The organism is Bifidobacterium aerophilum (genome assembly GCF_010667685.1).
GTDB lineage: Bacteria > Actinomycetota > Actinomycetes > Actinomycetales > Bifidobacteriaceae > Bifidobacterium > Bifidobacterium aerophilum.
In genome coordinates this window covers 19,378-35,211 of record NZ_WHZW01000026.1, presented here as the reverse complement: position 1 = coordinate 35,211, position 15,834 = coordinate 19,378, and the positions used below count along the sequence as shown (strand labels likewise).

Annotated in this window: 13 protein-coding genes; 6 read left to right on the top strand and 7 right to left on the bottom strand. The window is 62.2% G+C overall.

Annotated elements, in window-relative coordinates:
- Window positions 1-142: 142 nt before the first annotated feature.
- Entirely contained in the window at window positions 143-1,525 is a 1,383-nt protein-coding gene (locus tag GFD25_RS10765) for an ATP-binding protein (protein WP_204314883.1), read from the top strand.
- Window positions 1,526-1,627: 102 nt separating this feature from the next.
- Here GFD25_RS10765 and GFD25_RS10760 read toward each other — a convergent pair whose 3' ends face one another.
- The 7 genes from GFD25_RS10760 to dnaA form a co-directional block, all read right to left on the bottom strand.
- Window positions 1,628-2,200: a DUF3566 domain-containing protein gene (locus GFD25_RS10760; RefSeq protein ID WP_163232713.1), complete on the bottom strand. Its 573-nt coding sequence runs from the start codon at window positions 2,198-2,200 to the stop codon at window positions 1,628-1,630.
- 56 nt (window positions 2,201-2,256) lie between these two features.
- The gene (gene gyrA / locus GFD25_RS10755; protein ID WP_163232711.1) at window positions 2,257-4,923 is read right to left on the bottom strand and encodes a DNA gyrase subunit A; all 2,667 of its coding nucleotides are present in this window, start codon (window positions 4,921-4,923) and stop codon (window positions 2,257-2,259) included.
- A gap of 231 nt (window positions 4,924-5,154) precedes the next feature.
- A complete protein-coding gene (gene gyrB / locus GFD25_RS10750; RefSeq protein ID WP_420837558.1) occupies window positions 5,155-7,326 on the bottom strand; it encodes a DNA topoisomerase (ATP-hydrolyzing) subunit B in 2,172 nt (723 codons plus the stop codon).
- A gap of 181 nt (window positions 7,327-7,507) precedes the next feature.
- The gene (locus GFD25_RS10745; RefSeq protein ID WP_163232709.1) at window positions 7,508-7,999 is read right to left on the bottom strand and encodes a DciA family protein; all 492 of its coding nucleotides are present in this window, start codon (window positions 7,997-7,999) and stop codon (window positions 7,508-7,510) included.
- Window positions 7,996-9,300 (bottom strand): DNA replication/repair protein RecF, encoded by a 1,305-nt coding sequence (gene recF, locus GFD25_RS10740; RefSeq protein ID WP_163232707.1) that lies wholly within the window; start codon window positions 9,298-9,300, stop codon window positions 7,996-7,998. Before recF ends, GFD25_RS10745 begins: the two co-directional genes overlap by 4 nt.
- Before the next feature lie 102 nt (window positions 9,301-9,402).
- The gene (gene dnaN, locus GFD25_RS10735; RefSeq protein ID WP_163232705.1) at window positions 9,403-10,524 is read right to left on the bottom strand and encodes a DNA polymerase III subunit beta; all 1,122 of its coding nucleotides are present in this window, start codon (window positions 10,522-10,524) and stop codon (window positions 9,403-9,405) included.
- A gap of 870 nt (window positions 10,525-11,394) precedes the next feature.
- Window positions 11,395-12,963 carry a chromosomal replication initiator protein DnaA gene (gene dnaA, locus GFD25_RS10730; protein ID WP_163232703.1) on the bottom strand — a complete coding sequence of 523 codons (1,569 nt, stop codon included), beginning with the start codon at window positions 12,961-12,963 and terminating at the stop codon, window positions 11,395-11,397.
- A gap of 310 nt (window positions 12,964-13,273) precedes the next feature.
- On the opposite strand from dnaA, the gene rpmH reads away from it, so the two are divergent.
- The 5 genes from rpmH to GFD25_RS10705 all read left to right on the top strand — a co-directional run bounded on the left by rpmH (window position 13,274) and on the right by GFD25_RS10705 (window position 15,813).
- Window positions 13,274-13,408: a 50S ribosomal protein L34 gene (gene rpmH, locus GFD25_RS10725; protein WP_163232700.1), complete on the top strand. Its 135-nt coding sequence runs from the start codon at window positions 13,274-13,276 to the stop codon at window positions 13,406-13,408.
- A 26-nt stretch (window positions 13,409-13,434) separates the two neighbouring features.
- Complete coding sequence (gene rnpA, locus GFD25_RS10720; RefSeq protein ID WP_163232698.1) at window positions 13,435-13,806, top strand: ribonuclease P protein component; 372 nt, start codon at window positions 13,435-13,437, stop codon at window positions 13,804-13,806.
- A 14-nt stretch (window positions 13,807-13,820) separates the two neighbouring features.
- Window positions 13,821-14,150, top strand: a complete 330-nt coding sequence (gene yidD, locus GFD25_RS10715; RefSeq protein WP_163232717.1) for a membrane protein insertion efficiency factor YidD — start codon at window positions 13,821-13,823, stop codon at window positions 14,148-14,150.
- 6 nt (window positions 14,151-14,156) lie between these two features.
- A complete protein-coding gene (yidC, locus tag GFD25_RS10710; RefSeq protein ID WP_338024656.1) occupies window positions 14,157-15,167 on the top strand; it encodes a membrane protein insertase YidC in 1,011 nt (336 codons plus the stop codon).
- Between the two features lie 112 nt (window positions 15,168-15,279).
- Window positions 15,280-15,813, top strand: a complete 534-nt coding sequence (locus GFD25_RS10705) for a Jag family protein (RefSeq protein ID WP_163232694.1) — start codon at window positions 15,280-15,282, stop codon at window positions 15,811-15,813.
- Window positions 15,814-15,834: the final 21 nt, after the last annotated feature.

Below are 15,834 nucleotides of genomic sequence, written 5' to 3'. Positions count from 1 at the left end.
TAGGTTTAGGCACCACCCATTCTGCCTAGAAGCCTCTAACTATTCCCACCCCTCCATCAGAACAGCAAACACGGTCGAGACTTAACAGTACATGAAATAATATGTTTTCATGTATACTTTGTACATAAAATAATATTTATTCATGTACAAACAAGCTCCGGAGGACCGAATGACGTATATGCGGCGTAAGCTTGCTGACGAAATCCATCGATGGAAGGATTGCGGCGATGCCAAACCCCTGCTCATCCGCGGAGCACGTCGCATCGGCAAAACGTTCCTGATCGAACGGATCGCGCATGACCTGTTTGACGACAACATGGTCAAACTGGATTTTCAGACCGATCTGGACACCATTGAGAAGATCTTCGACGTTCCGACCAGCGACACGGAAGCCATCGTCAATCGCATTCAGGAATATACCGGCAAGTCATGTGATCCACGGTCCACGCTGCTGTTCTTCGACGAAATCCAACTCAGCGACAAGGCGTTGAATTCATTGCGCTTTTTCTCCGGGTCCCCTTGGCGGGTCATCGCGACCGGCAGCCTGCTCGGAGTCACGGTGAGGAAACGACGGCTCCCGTTCCCCTCGGGCGTACTCCAACTCGACATGTTCCCGATGGACTTTGAGGAATTCCTCTGGGCGTTGGACGAGCAGCCGCTCGCCGAATCGATCAGGGATCACGCCGCCAACCCGCGCTCGTTCATGCTGCATGACAGGGCGCTCGACTGGTATCACCGGTATCTTGTGGTCGGAGGCATGCCCAAGGCAGTGGATGCCTATCGCACTACGCGATCGTTTGCATCGGTCATGCAGGAACAACACGAGATCAACGACACGTATGTCAACGACATGACCGATCCGGACAATGGCATCAGCGGCATCTCCGCGAAACGCATCTGGGACAGCCTGCAGAAGCAGCTCCTGCGATCGTCCACGAAAAAATTCAAATACGCCGACGTCATACGCGGAGGACGTCGAGAACGTCTGCTGGAACCGCTGGAATGGTTGGAAGCCGCAGGTATCGTCAACCGCAACGATATGACCAAGGACAGTGAAGCACCGCTGGCTCCGTACTCCGACGAGGAAGGCAGCTTCTTCAAGATCTATGTGGCCGATACCGGCATCATGTTCTCCAAGTTCGGTATCGATGCGGAATTGCTGTTACGGCCCGATGTCGCTCAGATCCTGTCATCCGATTTCCGTGGCGCACTGGCCGAAAACTATGCCATGCAATCGCTGAAGGCCGCTGGATTACACACGTTCTACTGGACTCCCGCTGGTAACGGACAGGGAGAACTGGACTTCGTATTCCAGAACCGGCAGGCGCAAGTCCTTCCGGTGGAAATCAAATCCGCACGTAACGTCACCGCCAAGAGCCTGCGCAAATTCGTGGAGGAGGGGCATTCTCCTCGCGCATACCGACTGTCCGAACGCGACTTCGGCATAGATACCGTAGCTGGTACCGATGTGCCGCTGGTTAGCCTGCCGTTATACGCAGCGTTCGCTCTCGATCAAGAGGCGTGACCGAACCCCTTATACGACAAAGTGGCTCCCCATCCGAATGGAGGGGAGCCACTTGCATACGCCGGATGGCCGATTGGCCGAAAGCCGATCAGTCGGCCCGGATCAGTCGTCGCCGAGGGTGACGTGCACGCCGCCGACGAGCGCGGTGACCACGTTGTACAGCAGCGTGAGAATCGTCACGAGCAGCGTGAAGATCACGACCTCGACGATCGAGAAGATCGTGGTGGCGCTCAGCACCGTCGGCAGACTGATGATGCTGGCCAGATCGAAGCTGCCGGTGTCCAGACCGGTGGACTTGACGATCGTGGTGATCTGCTCGAACACGCCGACCGCGTTGAGCAGCAGCCACACGATCAGCACGGCGACGATCTGGATGATGCCGCCGGCGATGCCCAGCAGGAACGACACCTTGGCCGCGGACCATGCGCTCACGTGGGTGACCGACAGGTTCATGCGGCGGGCACGCGGCGTGCCACGCTTCTTCTTGTTCGGACGGGACGTCGGAGGAACCGAGGCCGGCGCCGCGGCAGCGCCGGATTCGCCGACGACGGAACGGGCCACGCGGCCGATGTGCTCGTGCGATTCGGCCGGCTGGGACGCCGGGGCCTCGCCGGCGGTCTCGGGGGCGAAGCCGGCGGGCTGGATCACGTCGCCCTCTTCAGGATTCTCGCTCATCGTTGCTCCTTGTCTGAGCTGTTGCTTTATGCGAGACTATCAGTCTCAGCAGACGGCTACTGCTCGTTGGTCTCGGACTCTTCCGCGGTGGTTTCGCCCGTCGCGGGCGCCTCGGAGGAGACCTCCGAAACCTCGGCCGAGTCGTCCTCGTCGTCGTCCTTCTCCTCGTTGCGCGCGATGGAGATGATCTCGTCGCCCTTGTCCGGCTTGGCCAGCGTCACGCCCTGCGTATTGCGGCCGGTGCGGTTGACCTCGGCCACGTCGGAGCGGATTACCTTGCCGGACTTCATGATCGCAAGCACCTGGTCGTCCTCGGACACGATCACCGCGCCGACGAGCGAGCCGCGGCCTTCCGCGAGCTGCACGGCCTTGACGCCGAAGCCGTTACGGCCCTGCAGACGGTACTCGGAAATCGCCGTGCGCTTGGCGAAGCCTTCGCTGGTGACCACGAGCAGGTCCTTGTCGGTGTCGGCCGGCACGACGTCCATCGCGAGCAGGCTGTCGCCGTCACGGAACTTCATGCCCTGCACGCCGGCGGTCTGGCGGCCCATCGGACGCAGCTGGTCGTCGTCGGCCGCGAACTTGAGGCTCATGCCGAGACGCGAGACGAGGATGATGTCGTCCTCCGCGTTGCACAGCGCGGCTCCGACCAGCTCGTCGGCGGTCTCGCCGTTCTCGTCCTCGATCAGACGCACGGCGATCAGACCGCCCTGACGCGGCGAATCGTACTCGGCGAGCGCGGTCTTCTTGACCTTGCCGGAACGGGTCGCGAGCACCAGGTACTTGGCGACCTCGTAGTTCGGGATCGACAGCACGGTCTGGATCGTCTCGTCGGGGCCGAACTGCAGCAGGTTCGCCACATGCTGGCCCTTGGAGTCGCGCGAGCCTTCGGGCAGCTCGTACGCCTTGATGCGGTACACGCGGCCCTTGTTCGTGAAGAACAGCAGCCAGTTGTGCGTGGACGTGAGGAAGAAGTGGTCCACCACGTCGTCCTCGCGTAGCTTGGCGCCCTTGATGCCCTTGCCGCCGCGGTGCTGTGCGCGGTATTCGTCGGCCTTGGTGCGCTTGATGAAGCCGGAGTGCGTGACCGTGACGACCACGTTCTCCTCGGCGATCAGGTCCTCGACGTTCATCTCGCCGGAGTACGGCAGGATCTTCGTGCGGCGTTCGTCGCCGTACTTGGCGACGATTTCGTCGAGCTCGTCGCCGACGATCTTGCGCTGGCGTTCCGGCTTGGCGAGGATGTCGTTGTAGTCGGCGATCTTGCGCATGAGTTCCTCATGCTCGTCGATGATCTTCTGGCGCTCCATGTTGGCGAGGCGCACGAGCTGCATCGACAGGATCGCGTCGGCCTGCACCTGGTCGATGTCGAGGAAGTCCATCAGCTTCGGACGGGCGTCCTCACGGCCCTGGCTGGAACGGATCAGCTTGATGACCTCGTCGATCGCGTCCATGGCCTTCAGGAGGCCCTGCAGGATGTGGTCGCGTTCCTCGGCCTCGCGCTTGAGGTACCGGGTGCGGCGTTCGATGACTTCGAGCTGGTGGTTCACCCAGTGGCGGATGAACGCGTCGAGGCTGAGCGTGCGCGGCACGCCGTCGACCAGCGCGAGCATGTTCGCGCCGAACGTCTGCTGCAGCTGCGAGTGCTTGTACAGGTTGTTGAGCACGACCTTCGGCACGGCGTCGCGCTTGAGCACGAGCACGAGGCGCTGGCCGGTGCGGCCGGACGTCTCGTCGCGCATGTCGGCGATGCCCTGGATCTTGCCGTCGCGCACGCCTTCGCGGATGGACGCGGCCAGACGGTCCGGGTTGACCTGGTACGGCAGCTCGGTGACCACGAGGCACATGCGGCCCTTGATTTCCTCGGTGTTGACGACCGCGCGCATGGTGATCAGGCCACGGCCGGTGCGGTACGCCTGTTCGATGCCCTTGTGGCCGAGGATCGTCGCGCCGGTGGGGAAGTCAGGTCCCTTGATGATGCCGATGAGCGCGTCCAGCAGCTCCTCGCGGGAGGCTTCGGGATGGTCGAGCGTCCAGTGGACGGCGGTGGCCAGCTCGCGCATGTTGTGCGGCGGAATGTTGGTCGCCATGCCGACGGCGATGCCCGAGGAACCGTTCGCGAGCAGGTTCGGGAAGCGCGCGGGCAGCACGGTCGGCTCCTGCGTGCGGCCGTCGTAGTTCGGCACGAAGTCGACGGTGTCCTTGTCGATGTCGCGGACCATCTCCATCGCGAGCGGCATCATGCGGCACTCGGTGTAACGCATGGCCGCCGGCGGATCGTCACCGGCCGAACCGAAGTTGCCTTGGCCGTCGACGAGCGTGTAGCGCATCGACCACGGCTGGGCCATGCGCACGAGGGTGTCGTAGATCGCCGCGTCGCCGTGCGGGTGGTAGTTGCCCATGACGTCGGCGACCGGGCGGGCGCACTTGGAGTAGCCGCGGTCCGGGCGGTAGCCGCCGTCGTACATCGCGTACACGATGCGGCGGTGGACCGGCTTCATGCCGTCACGCACGTCCGGCAGGGCGCGTTCGACGATGACGGAGATCGCGTAGTCGAGGTAGGACTGGCGCATCTCCTTCTGGATGTCGGTGTGGGCCACGCGGTGCTCGTCGAGGACCAGGTTCTCGCTGGCCTGCGGGCTCGTGGGCTCGAGCGAGCGCTCGGCCCGCTCGTCGTTCTGCTCCGGCAGGTCGTTGCCGCCGGTGCTGTTTTCGTCTGCCACTTATTGGTTCCTTTGTGTTCTCAGTGTTTTGCTCCCGTAAAGGAGCGGTCAGCATCCCGGTTTCTTGCTCCCCCTGGCAGGGGAGCTGTCAGCGAAGCTGACTGAGGGGGTCAAAGCGTGTTTGCGTCGAGGGGTGCAGCCCCCTCAGCCCGACTTCGTCGGCCAGCTCCCCCTGTCAGGGGGAGCAAGGAAGGATCACGCATCAATGCTGTGCCGTCTCTTCATCGCCGCCTAGGCGTCGATGAAGCGCACGTCCTTCGCGTTGCGCTGGATGAAGAGCCTGCGCGGTTCCACGTCGTCGCCCATGAGCATGGAGAACGTCTCGTCCGCGGCCGCCGCGTCCTCGATGTGGATCTGCTTGAGGATGCGTCGCTCCGGGTCCATGGTGGTCTCCCACAGCTCCTGGTACGTCATCTCGCCCAGACCCTTGTAGCGCTGGATGCCCTCGCCCTTGGGCAGCTGGCGTCCGGCCGCCTTGCCCTCGGCGAGCTTCTCGTCACGCTCGCGGTCGGTGTACACGAAGTCGTGGTCGCCGCGCGTCCACTTGAGGCGGTACAGCGGCGGCATGGCCACGTACACGTAGCCGGCGGTGATCATCGGGCGCATGTAGCGGAAGAACAGCGTGAGGTTCAGCGTGGCGATGTGCGCGCCGTCGACATCGGCATCGGCCATGATGATGACCTTGTGGTAACGCACCTTGCTCACGTCGAAGTCCTCGCCGTAGCCGCCGCCGACGGCCGTGATGAGCGACTCGATCGTGTCGGACTTCATCATGCGGTCGATGGACGCGCGCTCGGTGTTGAGGATCTTGCCTCGCAGCGGCAGGATCGCCTGCGTCTCCGGGTTGCGACCCTGGATCGCGGAGCCGCCTGCCGAATCGCCCTCGACGATGAACAGCTCGCACTCTTCGGGGTTGTTGGACTGGCAGTCCTTGAGCTTGTCGGGCATGCCGGCCGACTCGAAGATCGACTTGCGGCGCGTGTTCTCGCGCGCCTTCTTGGCGGCGATGCGCGCGCGGGACGCCTCGATAGCCTTCTGGATGATGTTCTTGGCCTCGCTCGGATGCGAGTCGAACCAGTCGCCGAGCTTGTCGGTCATCACGCGTTGCACGAAGGTCTTCGCCTCGGAGTTGCCGAGCTTGGTCTTGGTCTGGCCTTCGAACTGCGGGGTGGTGAGCTTGACGGAGATCACGGCCGTCAGGCCCTCGCGCACGTCGTCGCCGGAGAGGTTGTCGTCCTTGTCCTTGAGGATGTTCTTCTCGCGGGCGTAACGGTTCACGAGGCTGGTGAGCGCCGCGCGGAAGCCTTCCTCGTGGGTGCCGCCCTCGGTCGTGGAGATCGTGTTCGCGAACGTGTGGACGGCCTCGGAGTACGCGGTCGTCCACTGCATCGCGATCTCGGCGGAGATGCCGATCTTCAGATCCTCGGCCTCGAAGTCGATCACGTCGTCCTCGACCGGCGTCGCCTTGCGGGACTTGACGAGATAGTCGACGTAGTCCTTGATGCCGTTCGCGTACTGGTACGTGACGCTCTGGTGCTTCGGCTCGGCGTCGTCCTGGCCTGCGACCTCGTCGCCGGCCATGTCCGGCTCACGCAGGTCCGTCAAGCTGATCTTGAGGCCCTTGTTGAGGAACGCCATCTGCTGGAAGCGGGCGCGCAGCGTCTCGAAGTCGTAGACGGTCGTCTCGAAGATCTTGCCGTCCGGCCAGAACGTGACGGACGTGCCGGTGGACTCGCCTTCGGCCATCGGCTCGCCCTGCTTGAGCCGCGCGGTCGGATGCTGGTTGATGTACGTCTGCGTCCAGTGGAAGCCCTGGCGGCGCACCTCGATGTCGACGCGCGTGGACAGCGCGTTGACGACGGAGATGCCGACGCCGTGCAGGCCGCCGGAGACCGCGTATCCGCCGCCGCCGAACTTGCCGCCGGCGTGCAGCTTGGTCATGACCGTCTCGACGCCGGAAACGCCTTCGCCGGGCACCTCGTCGACCGGGATGCCTCGGCCGTCGTCGACGACGCGGATGCCGTTGTCCGGCAGGATCGTGACCTCGATGTGCGTCGCGTAGCCGGCGAGCGCCTCGTCGACGGAGTTGTCGACGATCTCGTACACCAGATGGTGCAGGCCGCGCGGGCCGGTGGAGCCGATGTACATGCCCGGACGGATGCGCACGGCCTCAAGGCCTTCAAGGACCTTCAGATCGCTCGCATCGTAGTGGTCGGGGGACATGCTGTCGTCGAGCTGCGCGTCGACGAGCTCGTCACTGTTGATCTGCTCGGCCGCGGCGTTGAGTTCGGCCTGCTTGTCGGTGATCGGGTCGGTGATGTTCTGTTCAGTGGAACCTTCGAGCGAATCTGCTTCGTCTGCCACAGGATTCCTTTCTGAGTTTCCCCACGCTTCAGAGGCCATTCGCAAGGGCTATATGCCCTAGAACGCAAATAATGGGCTCTTCTAGCCGTTTACACATTATGTAGGTAAGTCTACTCGTCTACGGCGACACCCGACCCAGCGGCGAAAATCAGCGGATTGACGCCAGCATGGGGATGACCGGCGCGCGCCCGAGACCGCCTGGCGACCGCCCAGTACCCGCTCAGTACCCGCGACGGCCGCGGTATCCGCCACGACGGTATCCGGAGGCCGGGCCGGTCACGCGGATCTCGCGGATGTCCAGTCCGGACAGCCGCTCGCGGATCGTGGCGGTGAGCTGGGGGATCATGTAGGTCAGCTGCGTGGCCCAGACGGCCGATTCGGTGCGGATCGTGAGCACGCCGTCGCGGAAGTCGGCCACGGACGAATGCATCGCGATGCCGGGGCCGACGACCTGGTCCCAGTGGTTGCGCAGCTGGGCGAGCTTGAGCTGCGGCACCCAGTGGCCTCCGGCTGCGATGCCGTTGAGCACGCTGGCGAAGGTGTCCGGGTCGCGCCCGGGCTTGCCGAAGCTTTCCCACGCCTTCTCGCTGTTCTCCTCGCGCGCCTTGCGGTCACGCATCACGTAGCCGCCGCGTGCGGCCAGCCGCTCGAACACCTCGGCGGGCAGTTTGCGCTCGTCCAGTCTCAGCGTGCGTTCGACGGGCGGTTTCATGCCGTCGCCTCGACGGATGCCGACGATCCGACGGATGCCGACGGGGCGCCTGTGCCGAACATCGACGGATCGGGATGCAGATACGCGTCCTGTTCCCGTTTGAGCGCGGCCACGTCGATGACATGCGCGTCCGGGGCCGCGTCATCGAGGTCTGGGATGTCGCTGGCCGCGGCGACGGTGATGAGCACCTGGTCCTGTCGCGACGCGAAATCGAGGATCTGGCGACGGCGCGATTCGTCGAGCTGCGCGAAAACGTCGTCGAGGATCACGACCGGCTTGACTCCGCGGGCCTTGGCCACCACCTCGTACAACGCCATCTTCAGCGCCAGCGCCATCGTCCACATCTCGCCGTTCGATGCGAATTCGCGGGCCAGCATGCCGTCCAGTAGCAGGGACAGGTCGTCACGGTGCGGTCCGATCAGGTTCTGGCCGCGGGCCACCTCGCCGGGGTAGATGCGCTGGAAGTGTTCGCTGATGCGCGGCAACGGATCGGGATACAGGAAGATCTCGTCGAACGACGGTTCGTACACGAGTTCGGCCTTCTCGCTCTCGCCTGCCAGATCACGATAGATCGCGGCGAACGGGCCGGACAGCAGGTCGACGAGATGCGCGCGGTCGCGGGTCAGCGCGACGCCGACGTCGATGAACTGGCCGGTCCAGATCTCCAGTCCGCTGAGCGCCGCGTCGGCGGGGGAGGGGACGTCGGAGACGTTGCCCGGCTGACGGTCGCCGAGCTGCTTGAGCAGGGCCGTGCGCTGACGGGCGATTTTCGTGATCGTCTGCAGCCTGTCCACGTAGCCGTTGACGAGCAGCGCGCCGGCCTGGTTGAGGAAGTTACGTCGGGCTGCCGGATCGCCGGCCACGAGGCGCTGGTCCTCGGGAGTGAACGCGATGCTGGGGATGGCGCCGATCACCTCGCGCATGTAGGTCGATTTGCCGCCGTTGATGCGGGCGCGGTTTGCGCCGCGCGCCGCGACTGTCAGCTCGTAGGTGGTCGTGGACGGTTCTGCGGTGGTCTCGAAGGACGTGGCGTCGGCGGTGTCGGTGTTTTCGCCGGTTCCATCGGGGGAGGATGCCGTGACGTTGGCGCGGATCGTGGCGGACGGATGCCCGCGTTCGATGAGCGGCAACGATCCGGAGGTGCGGTGGCTGGAACCGGTGGACAGCACCTCGACCGCTTCGACGAGGTTGGTCTTGCCGAGTCCGTTCGCGCCCTGCAGGATGTTCACGCCTGCCGCGAGGTCGACCACGACGTGCTCCCAGGAGCGGAAGTGGTCAAGCGCGAGGCGTGAAACGTACATGCGGCGGTGTTCCTTAGGCGATCTTTTGGAAAACGCTTTCCATTTCCGGGCCTCCGGTTTTGGAAAGCGTTTTCCATATTATTGGTTATCGGGATTCGCGAATCAGTTGAAGCGCACCGGAACGAGCAGATACCGGTAGTCCATCGACTCGTCAGAATCGGCTTCCTGCTGGCCATTGAACTCGACCGGGCGGACCGCGGTGGTCATCTTCATGCGCACGAACGGTTCGGTGATCGCGGACAGACCTTCGATCAGGTAGGACGGATTGAACGCGACCGTGATGTCGTCGCCGTCGAGATCGACGTCGATGGTTTCCTGCGCCTGGGCCTCGTCGATCGCGCCGGCCGACAGTGTCAGTTCCTGTCCGGAGAAGGTCATGCGGATCGAAGCGTTGCGTTCGGCGACCAGCGCGACTCGCTTGATCGCGCCGATCAGCTGCTGGCGATCGATCACCGCCTGGATCGGATATTCGTCGGCGAACAGGCGATCGGTAGCCGGGAATTCGCCATCGATCAGCTGCGACGTCGAAACTCGTCCGGCGTTTTCGAAACCGAGCAGCGACGGGGTGTCCTGATCGAAATCGATCACCACGTTCTGGTGTTCGTCAAGCGAACGGGCGATGTCGCGCAGCAGCGATCCGCGAACCAGCGTGACCGCTTCGGTGTTCGGATCCTGCGGGGTCCACGTGAACGTCGCACGCGACAGACGGAAACGATCGGTCGAGGTCATGACGACCTTGTCGCCCGAGAACTGGATCCGCACGCCGGTGAGCACCGGGCGGTTCTCCTCACGGGACACCGCGACGCATGCCTGGGACACCGCCTGCATGAAGGTCGGGGCGTCGACCTGGCCGAGTTTCGCCGGAACGACAGGCATATCGGGGTATTCGGTTTCGGGCATGAGCTGCAGGGTGAACTTCGACTTGCCCGACGTGATGGTCAGCGTCGACTCGTCGGTCGACAGGTACGTGCGTTCCGCGGGCAGCGACTTGGTGATGTCGGCGAGCAGTTTGCCAAGCACGAGAACGCTTCCGGACTCATCGACACCGGCTTCGATGTGGTGACGCGCGGAAATCTTGTAGTTGTACGCGGACAGTTGCAGCGTTCCGTCGATTGCTTCGAGACGGATGCCAACGAGGATCGGGTTCGCGGGACGGGCTTCGATGACTCGGGTGGTCCAGGCCACGGCGTCCGCCAGCGCGGCGGAATCGATTTCGACTTTCATTGGTCCTACTTTCACTTGCTGTCTTGACGGCCATTCTAGCGAAGGAACACACGAGCGCGAATCGGCTGGCGCCGATCCGCTATGATTGCGGTTGCGATCGGAAGTAAGTGGGTAAGTAGTCGTAGTAATAAGCACTGTGGAAACTGTGGATAACTTGCTTGATCGTAGTCGCGAGTAGTCTTCGGTGGATAACTCAAGATGTGGATAACTTCTGCATATTCTGTGGATAACTAAGCGACTTATCCACACACGGAATCCGATTTTCCAGTTGTCCACATTTTTGGTGGATAAGTCCACATGTTATCCACGTTGAAAAGCGGGGTTGTCCACCGGTTATCCGCAGGATTTACCCACATTTGTGCAAAACCCTGTGGATAACTTTTCTTGAACAACACATAGAATCCGGGCGTGTCGAAGCGTTTCCCGAGGTGTTTCACAACATCCCCGTCCACCACGATCGCGCTCACAGACCAAAATCGGGCATTTTTCCGCAGTGCCGGAAAAACCTCCGAAATCGTTCGCTCAACGCCGTTCTCCCGGACGGGCGGCGCAGGACGCCGACGATCGCGGACACCGCATCTTCGAGATGTCAGGCGCCGCCGCCATCAAGGCGGAGACCCAATCGACCGGGCGATCGCGTGCGGCCTGCAATCCGATCGCGTGCCGGATCGGGCCGCGTACGAGCCGGACTTTTTTCGGCCGGTATCGTCGTCTCCTTGCTCAGCAGTGGCATGCGGCCGCACCGTTTTCCTCGCCGACCTCGTCCACCACGATCGCGCTCACAGACGAAAAACGGCACTTTTTCGAGCGAACCCGAAAAAGTGCCGAAAACGGTCTGTCAGAACGATCCTGCTGGACGGCGAATATCCGTCACTTGTCGTTGGAATGCTGCTTGAGACGCAGGGTCAGCTCCATCACGTAGTTGTAGATCTCCTGCTTCTGCTGCATTTTCTGGTTGATCTGCTTCACCGCGTGCATCACGGTCGTGTGATCGCGCCCGTGGAACACCTCGCCGATGTCGACCAGGCTCATGCCCGTGTTCTCGCGGCACAGATACATGGCGATCTGCCGTGCGATGGACACGTTCTTCGTGCGGCCCTTGCCGACGATGTCGTCGAACGACAGATGGAAGTACTTCGCGACCTGGCCGATGATGTCGGTCGGCTTGATCTCGACGTCCGCCGTGAAGAAATCCTGCAGCGTCTGCTCGGCCAGAGCACGGGTGACCGGCTGGCTGCTCAGCGAGGCGACGGCCGTGACGCGCGTCAGCGCGCCCTCAAGCTCGCGGATGTTCTCGGTGAATCGTTCCGCGATGAGATCGAGCACGTCGTTCGGGATGTTCGCATGGTTCATCGAGGCCATCATGCGCAGGATGGCGATGCGGGTCTCGAGATCCGGCGGCTTCACGTCGACCGGCAGGCCGGATTCGAAGCGGGAGATCAGTCGCGCCTCGAACCCCTTGAGGTTCTTCGGCGGCACATCGGATGCGATCACGATGCGCTTGTTCGCCTGATACAACGTGTTGAACGTATGGAAGAACTGTTCGAGCGTGGCGTCCTTGCCGCCCAGGAACTGGATATCGTCGATGAGCAACACGTCGACCTCTCGGTAACGGCGGTTGAATTCGGCGATCTGGCCCTGGCTCTGGTTCGGATTCTGCAGCGCCTCGATGAATTCGTTCGTGAATTCCTCGGACGTGACGTACCGGACCTTCAGCGTCGGGTCCTTGACCAGCGCGTAATTGCCGATCGCGTTGAGCAGGTGGGTCTTGCCCAGGCCCGACCCGCCGTAGATACATAACGGATTGAAATCACGTCCCGATCCCTCGGCCACGGCCAATGCCACGGTTCGCGCGAAACGGTTGGAATCTCCGGGAACGAACGTGTCGAACGTCGCGTTCTTGTTGAGATGAGTTTCGGGATCGCGCGCCACCTGCGTGCGGCTCGTCGCGAACGTGCCTTCCGGAATCGCCGGCGGCATCGGTCGGGGAGCCGGTTCGGAAATGACCGACTGCATCGACGGGCGAGGTGCGGACTGTCCGTCCGGCCGGTACGAATCCTGTCCGAGATCGGCGACGGTCGGCGCGGTGCGGACGTCGAAGTCCTCGCGCGCGGGGCGTGCCGCGACCGGGGTGTCCGGTTCGCTGGACGTGTTCGAGAAAGATTTGGGCTCCACCTTGAACGCGGGGAACATGTTGACGCCGGAGGCGATGTTCAACGCGTGGAGCAGCTGCTCGCTGAGATCCTTCTGCAACGCCTGTTGCGTGGCGAGGTTCTGCACGCACAGCACGATCGTCGTGCCGAACACCGCTTCGGGGATGACCCCCTCAAGCCAGCCTTTGTCGCGTGCGGTCAGCGAGGAATTATGCTTGAGCAGAGCCAGCGCATCGGCCCAGATGCGGGCCGCCTGCGCGGCGGGGTCCTGCGGCGTGTGCGCCATGCGGGCCTCCTCCACTCGAGCGAATATAACGACAACAGATCATTTTTACTCCAAATCATAGAAGTTATCCACAGGCTTGCGTGTTGAAAACACTGGATTGTGAATAACATTCGTGTAATTTGTGGATAACTTGCCGCCGTCATGGCTTGATATTTCAACGGTTATGTGCATATGAACCGAAATGGAACGCGGGCCGAAATGTGAAAGTACACTCGGCGTTTTGACTTGTGGGCAGGGGTAAGAGTACTTTGGTATAGCTTGACTCATGAGGAGCCGTGCTTCGGCGCGGCTAAAAACCGGGAGCTAAATTATGAAGAGGACATTCCAGCCGAACAACCGCCGCCGTCACATGAAGCACGGCTTCCGCCTGCGCATGCGCACCCGTTCCGGTCGCGCGACCATCAACCGTCGCCGCGCCAAGGGCCGCAAGTCCCTGGCCGCCTGACCAGTACCTTCGGCGGCGACATCGACGTGGAGCGGCTGAAGAGTCATCGTGACTTCGTCACCGTGCTCAAACGCCGTCGTAAAGTCAGCGACAAGGACATCGTCGTGCACTATCTGGTGCGCGACGATGCCTCAGTTTTGGGCGATACGACTGCGTGCGGCCGGCGGCTTGGCCTTGCCGTATCCAAAGCGGTAGGTCATGCGGTGGCGCGCAACACCGTCAAACGACGGTTTCGCGTGTTGGCTCGCGCCTATGAATCGCGTCTTCCCGAAGGGGTGGACGTCGTAATGCGTGCCAAGCCCAGCGCCGCGCATGCCGATTTTCAGTCGTTGGACAAGCAGGTGGCGTCGCTGTTCGACGCCGTTTCACGTAAAACATCGAAGCGTGATCCTCGATGAGCGTGACCGACGGAATGATCCGCGCGATACGCTGGTATCAGCGCGCCATTTCGGCGAATCGTCCCGCTTGTTGCAAGTATTACCCCTCCTGTTCCCGCTATGCCATCGAGGCATTGGAACGGTATGGGGCGTTTCGCGGCGGATTGCTCGCCGTTCTGCGTCTGTTGCGTTGCCGACCGTGGAGTCGTGGCGGCATTGATGACGTGCCGCAGCGATATTCCGTGTTCTATCGAATTTCGTGGTCGAAGGCCCATGAGGAGCCTCGACTGACACCACTGGCCTGGCATGACGATGCCGTCGGCGAGTCCGACGACCGGCATGCGCAACGTAAGGAGATGGCCTAAGCGATGATCAACTATAACGAATTCCTTCTGGATAAAGGATTCTGGGGCTGGCTGTATAAGCTGCTGACCCCGGTCGAATGGCTGATGACCCAGATCATGGCCGTCTTCCACAAGTTCCTGACCATGCTCGGCATGTCGCCCATCGGTTTCTCGTGGGTGCTGTCGATCATCTTCCTCGTGCTCGTCGTGCACGCGTGCGTGTTCCCGCTGTACTACAAGACGATGAAGTCGATGCGCAAGATGCAGGCGATCCAGCCTCAGATGCAGCGCATCCAGAACAAGTACAAGGGCAAGAACGACCAGGCCAGCAAAGAGGCCATGCAGCGCGAGATGATGAAGCTGTATCAGGACAACGACGCGAACCCGGCCGGTTCGTGCCTCCCGATGCTCATCCAGTCGCCGGTCTTCATGTGCATGTTCTACGTGCTGTCGGCCATCCCGTACATCGCCCGCGGCAAGCGCGAGGCACTCGGCGCGTTCGACGTCGCCACCGCGAAACAGTTCTCGCAGACCACCGTGTTCGGCGTGAACGTCACCGACGTGTTCGGCTCCGCCTCCATGCACGGCAAGATCATCATCGGCGTGTTCGTCGTGCTCATGTGCGGCTGCCTGTGGTTCACCCAGTACTTCAGCATGAAGCGCAACATGAACCCGGAGGCGATGGTCGGCCAAGCCGCCACCATGCAGAAGAGCATGCTGTGGGTCTTCCCGATCATGTACATCTTCTCGGGCACCACGATGCCGTTCGCCGTGCTGGTCTACTGGCTCACCAACAATATCTGCAACCTCGCCCGCACGATGTGGCAGGCGTACGCCTTCCCGACGCCCGGATCCCCGGCCGCCAAGGACAAGGAAGAGCGCGACCACAAGCGCGAGAACGAACGCCGAGCGAAGGCCGGACTGCCCAGCCTTGAGGAGGAGAAGCTCATCAAGGCCAAGGAAGAGGCCGAGCTCAAGGAGAAGCAGGGCTATCAGCGCGCGCAGCCGCAGCGCAAGAATCGCGGCAAGAAGAAATAGTATGCCATGTGATCTCACGGAAACGGTGCGTGATTCGTTTCCGTGAGATTTTTTGGTTTAGACTGACTGTAGATTTTGACCACCTTTGGCCTCGCTGATAAGGAGTTTTGATATGGCGCAGGACGACGAGAAGACGATCGATCAGCTCAATGAGGAAGCTGACATCGCCGCCGATTATCTCGAGGGACTGCTTGACATCGCCGACTACGACGGCGACATCGAGATGGGTGTGCGCAACGGACGTCCGATGGTGCAGATCGTCGCCGATGACGATACCGACATCAAGCATCTGATCGGCCGCAACGGCGAGGTCGTGGATGCGCTGCAGCAGCTGACGCGTCTGGCCGTGCAGCAGAAGACCGGCGAACGTTCCCACTTGATCGTGGACGTCGACGGTTTCCTCAAGCGCAAGCGTCAGCGCCTGCGCGACATCGCGCTGGATGCGATCGACGAGGTGAAGGAGACCGGAGAGCCGGTGGATCTCAAGCCGATGAACTCGTTCGAGCGCAAGGTCGTGCATGACGTGGTCCGTGAGGAGGGCATGAAGTCCCGTTCTCATGGCGAGGAACCGCGTCGTTACGTGACCGTCTACCTCAAGGCGAGCGCCGGTGACGTCGAAGACGCCGCCGACGTCGATGAAGAGTAGCGTTGTCTCCCTGCTTCCTCG

Coding starts and splice junctions, on each gene's coding strand:
- GFD25_RS10745 (WP_163232709.1), bottom strand. CDS start 7,999: ATGAAACCGCCCGTCGAACGCACGCTGAGACTGGACGAGCGCAAACTG.
- dnaN (WP_163232705.1), bottom strand. CDS start 10,524: ATGAAAGTCGAAATCGATTCCGCCGCGCTGGCGGACGCCGTGGCCTGG.
- rpmH (WP_163232700.1), top strand. CDS start 13,274: ATGAAGAGGACATTCCAGCCGAACAACCGCCGCCGTCACATGAAGCAC.
- GFD25_RS10765 (WP_204314883.1), top strand. CDS start 143: ATGTACAAACAAGCTCCGGAGGACCGAATGACGTATATGCGGCGTAAG.
- recF (WP_163232707.1), bottom strand. CDS start 9,300: ATGTACGTTTCACGCCTCGCGCTTGACCACTTCCGCTCCTGGGAGCAC.
- dnaA (WP_163232703.1), bottom strand. CDS start 12,963: ATGGCGCACACGCCGCAGGACCCCGCCGCGCAGGCGGCCCGCATCTGG.
- GFD25_RS10705 (WP_163232694.1), top strand. CDS start 15,280: ATGGCGCAGGACGACGAGAAGACGATCGATCAGCTCAATGAGGAAGCT.
- yidD (WP_163232717.1), top strand. CDS start 13,821: ATGATCCGCGCGATACGCTGGTATCAGCGCGCCATTTCGGCGAATCGT.
- gyrB (WP_420837558.1), bottom strand. CDS start 7,326: ATGGCCTCTGAAGCGTGGGGAAACTCAGAAAGGAATCCTGTGGCAGAC.
- GFD25_RS10760 (WP_163232713.1), bottom strand. CDS start 2,200: ATGAGCGAGAATCCTGAAGAGGGCGACGTGATCCAGCCCGCCGGCTTC.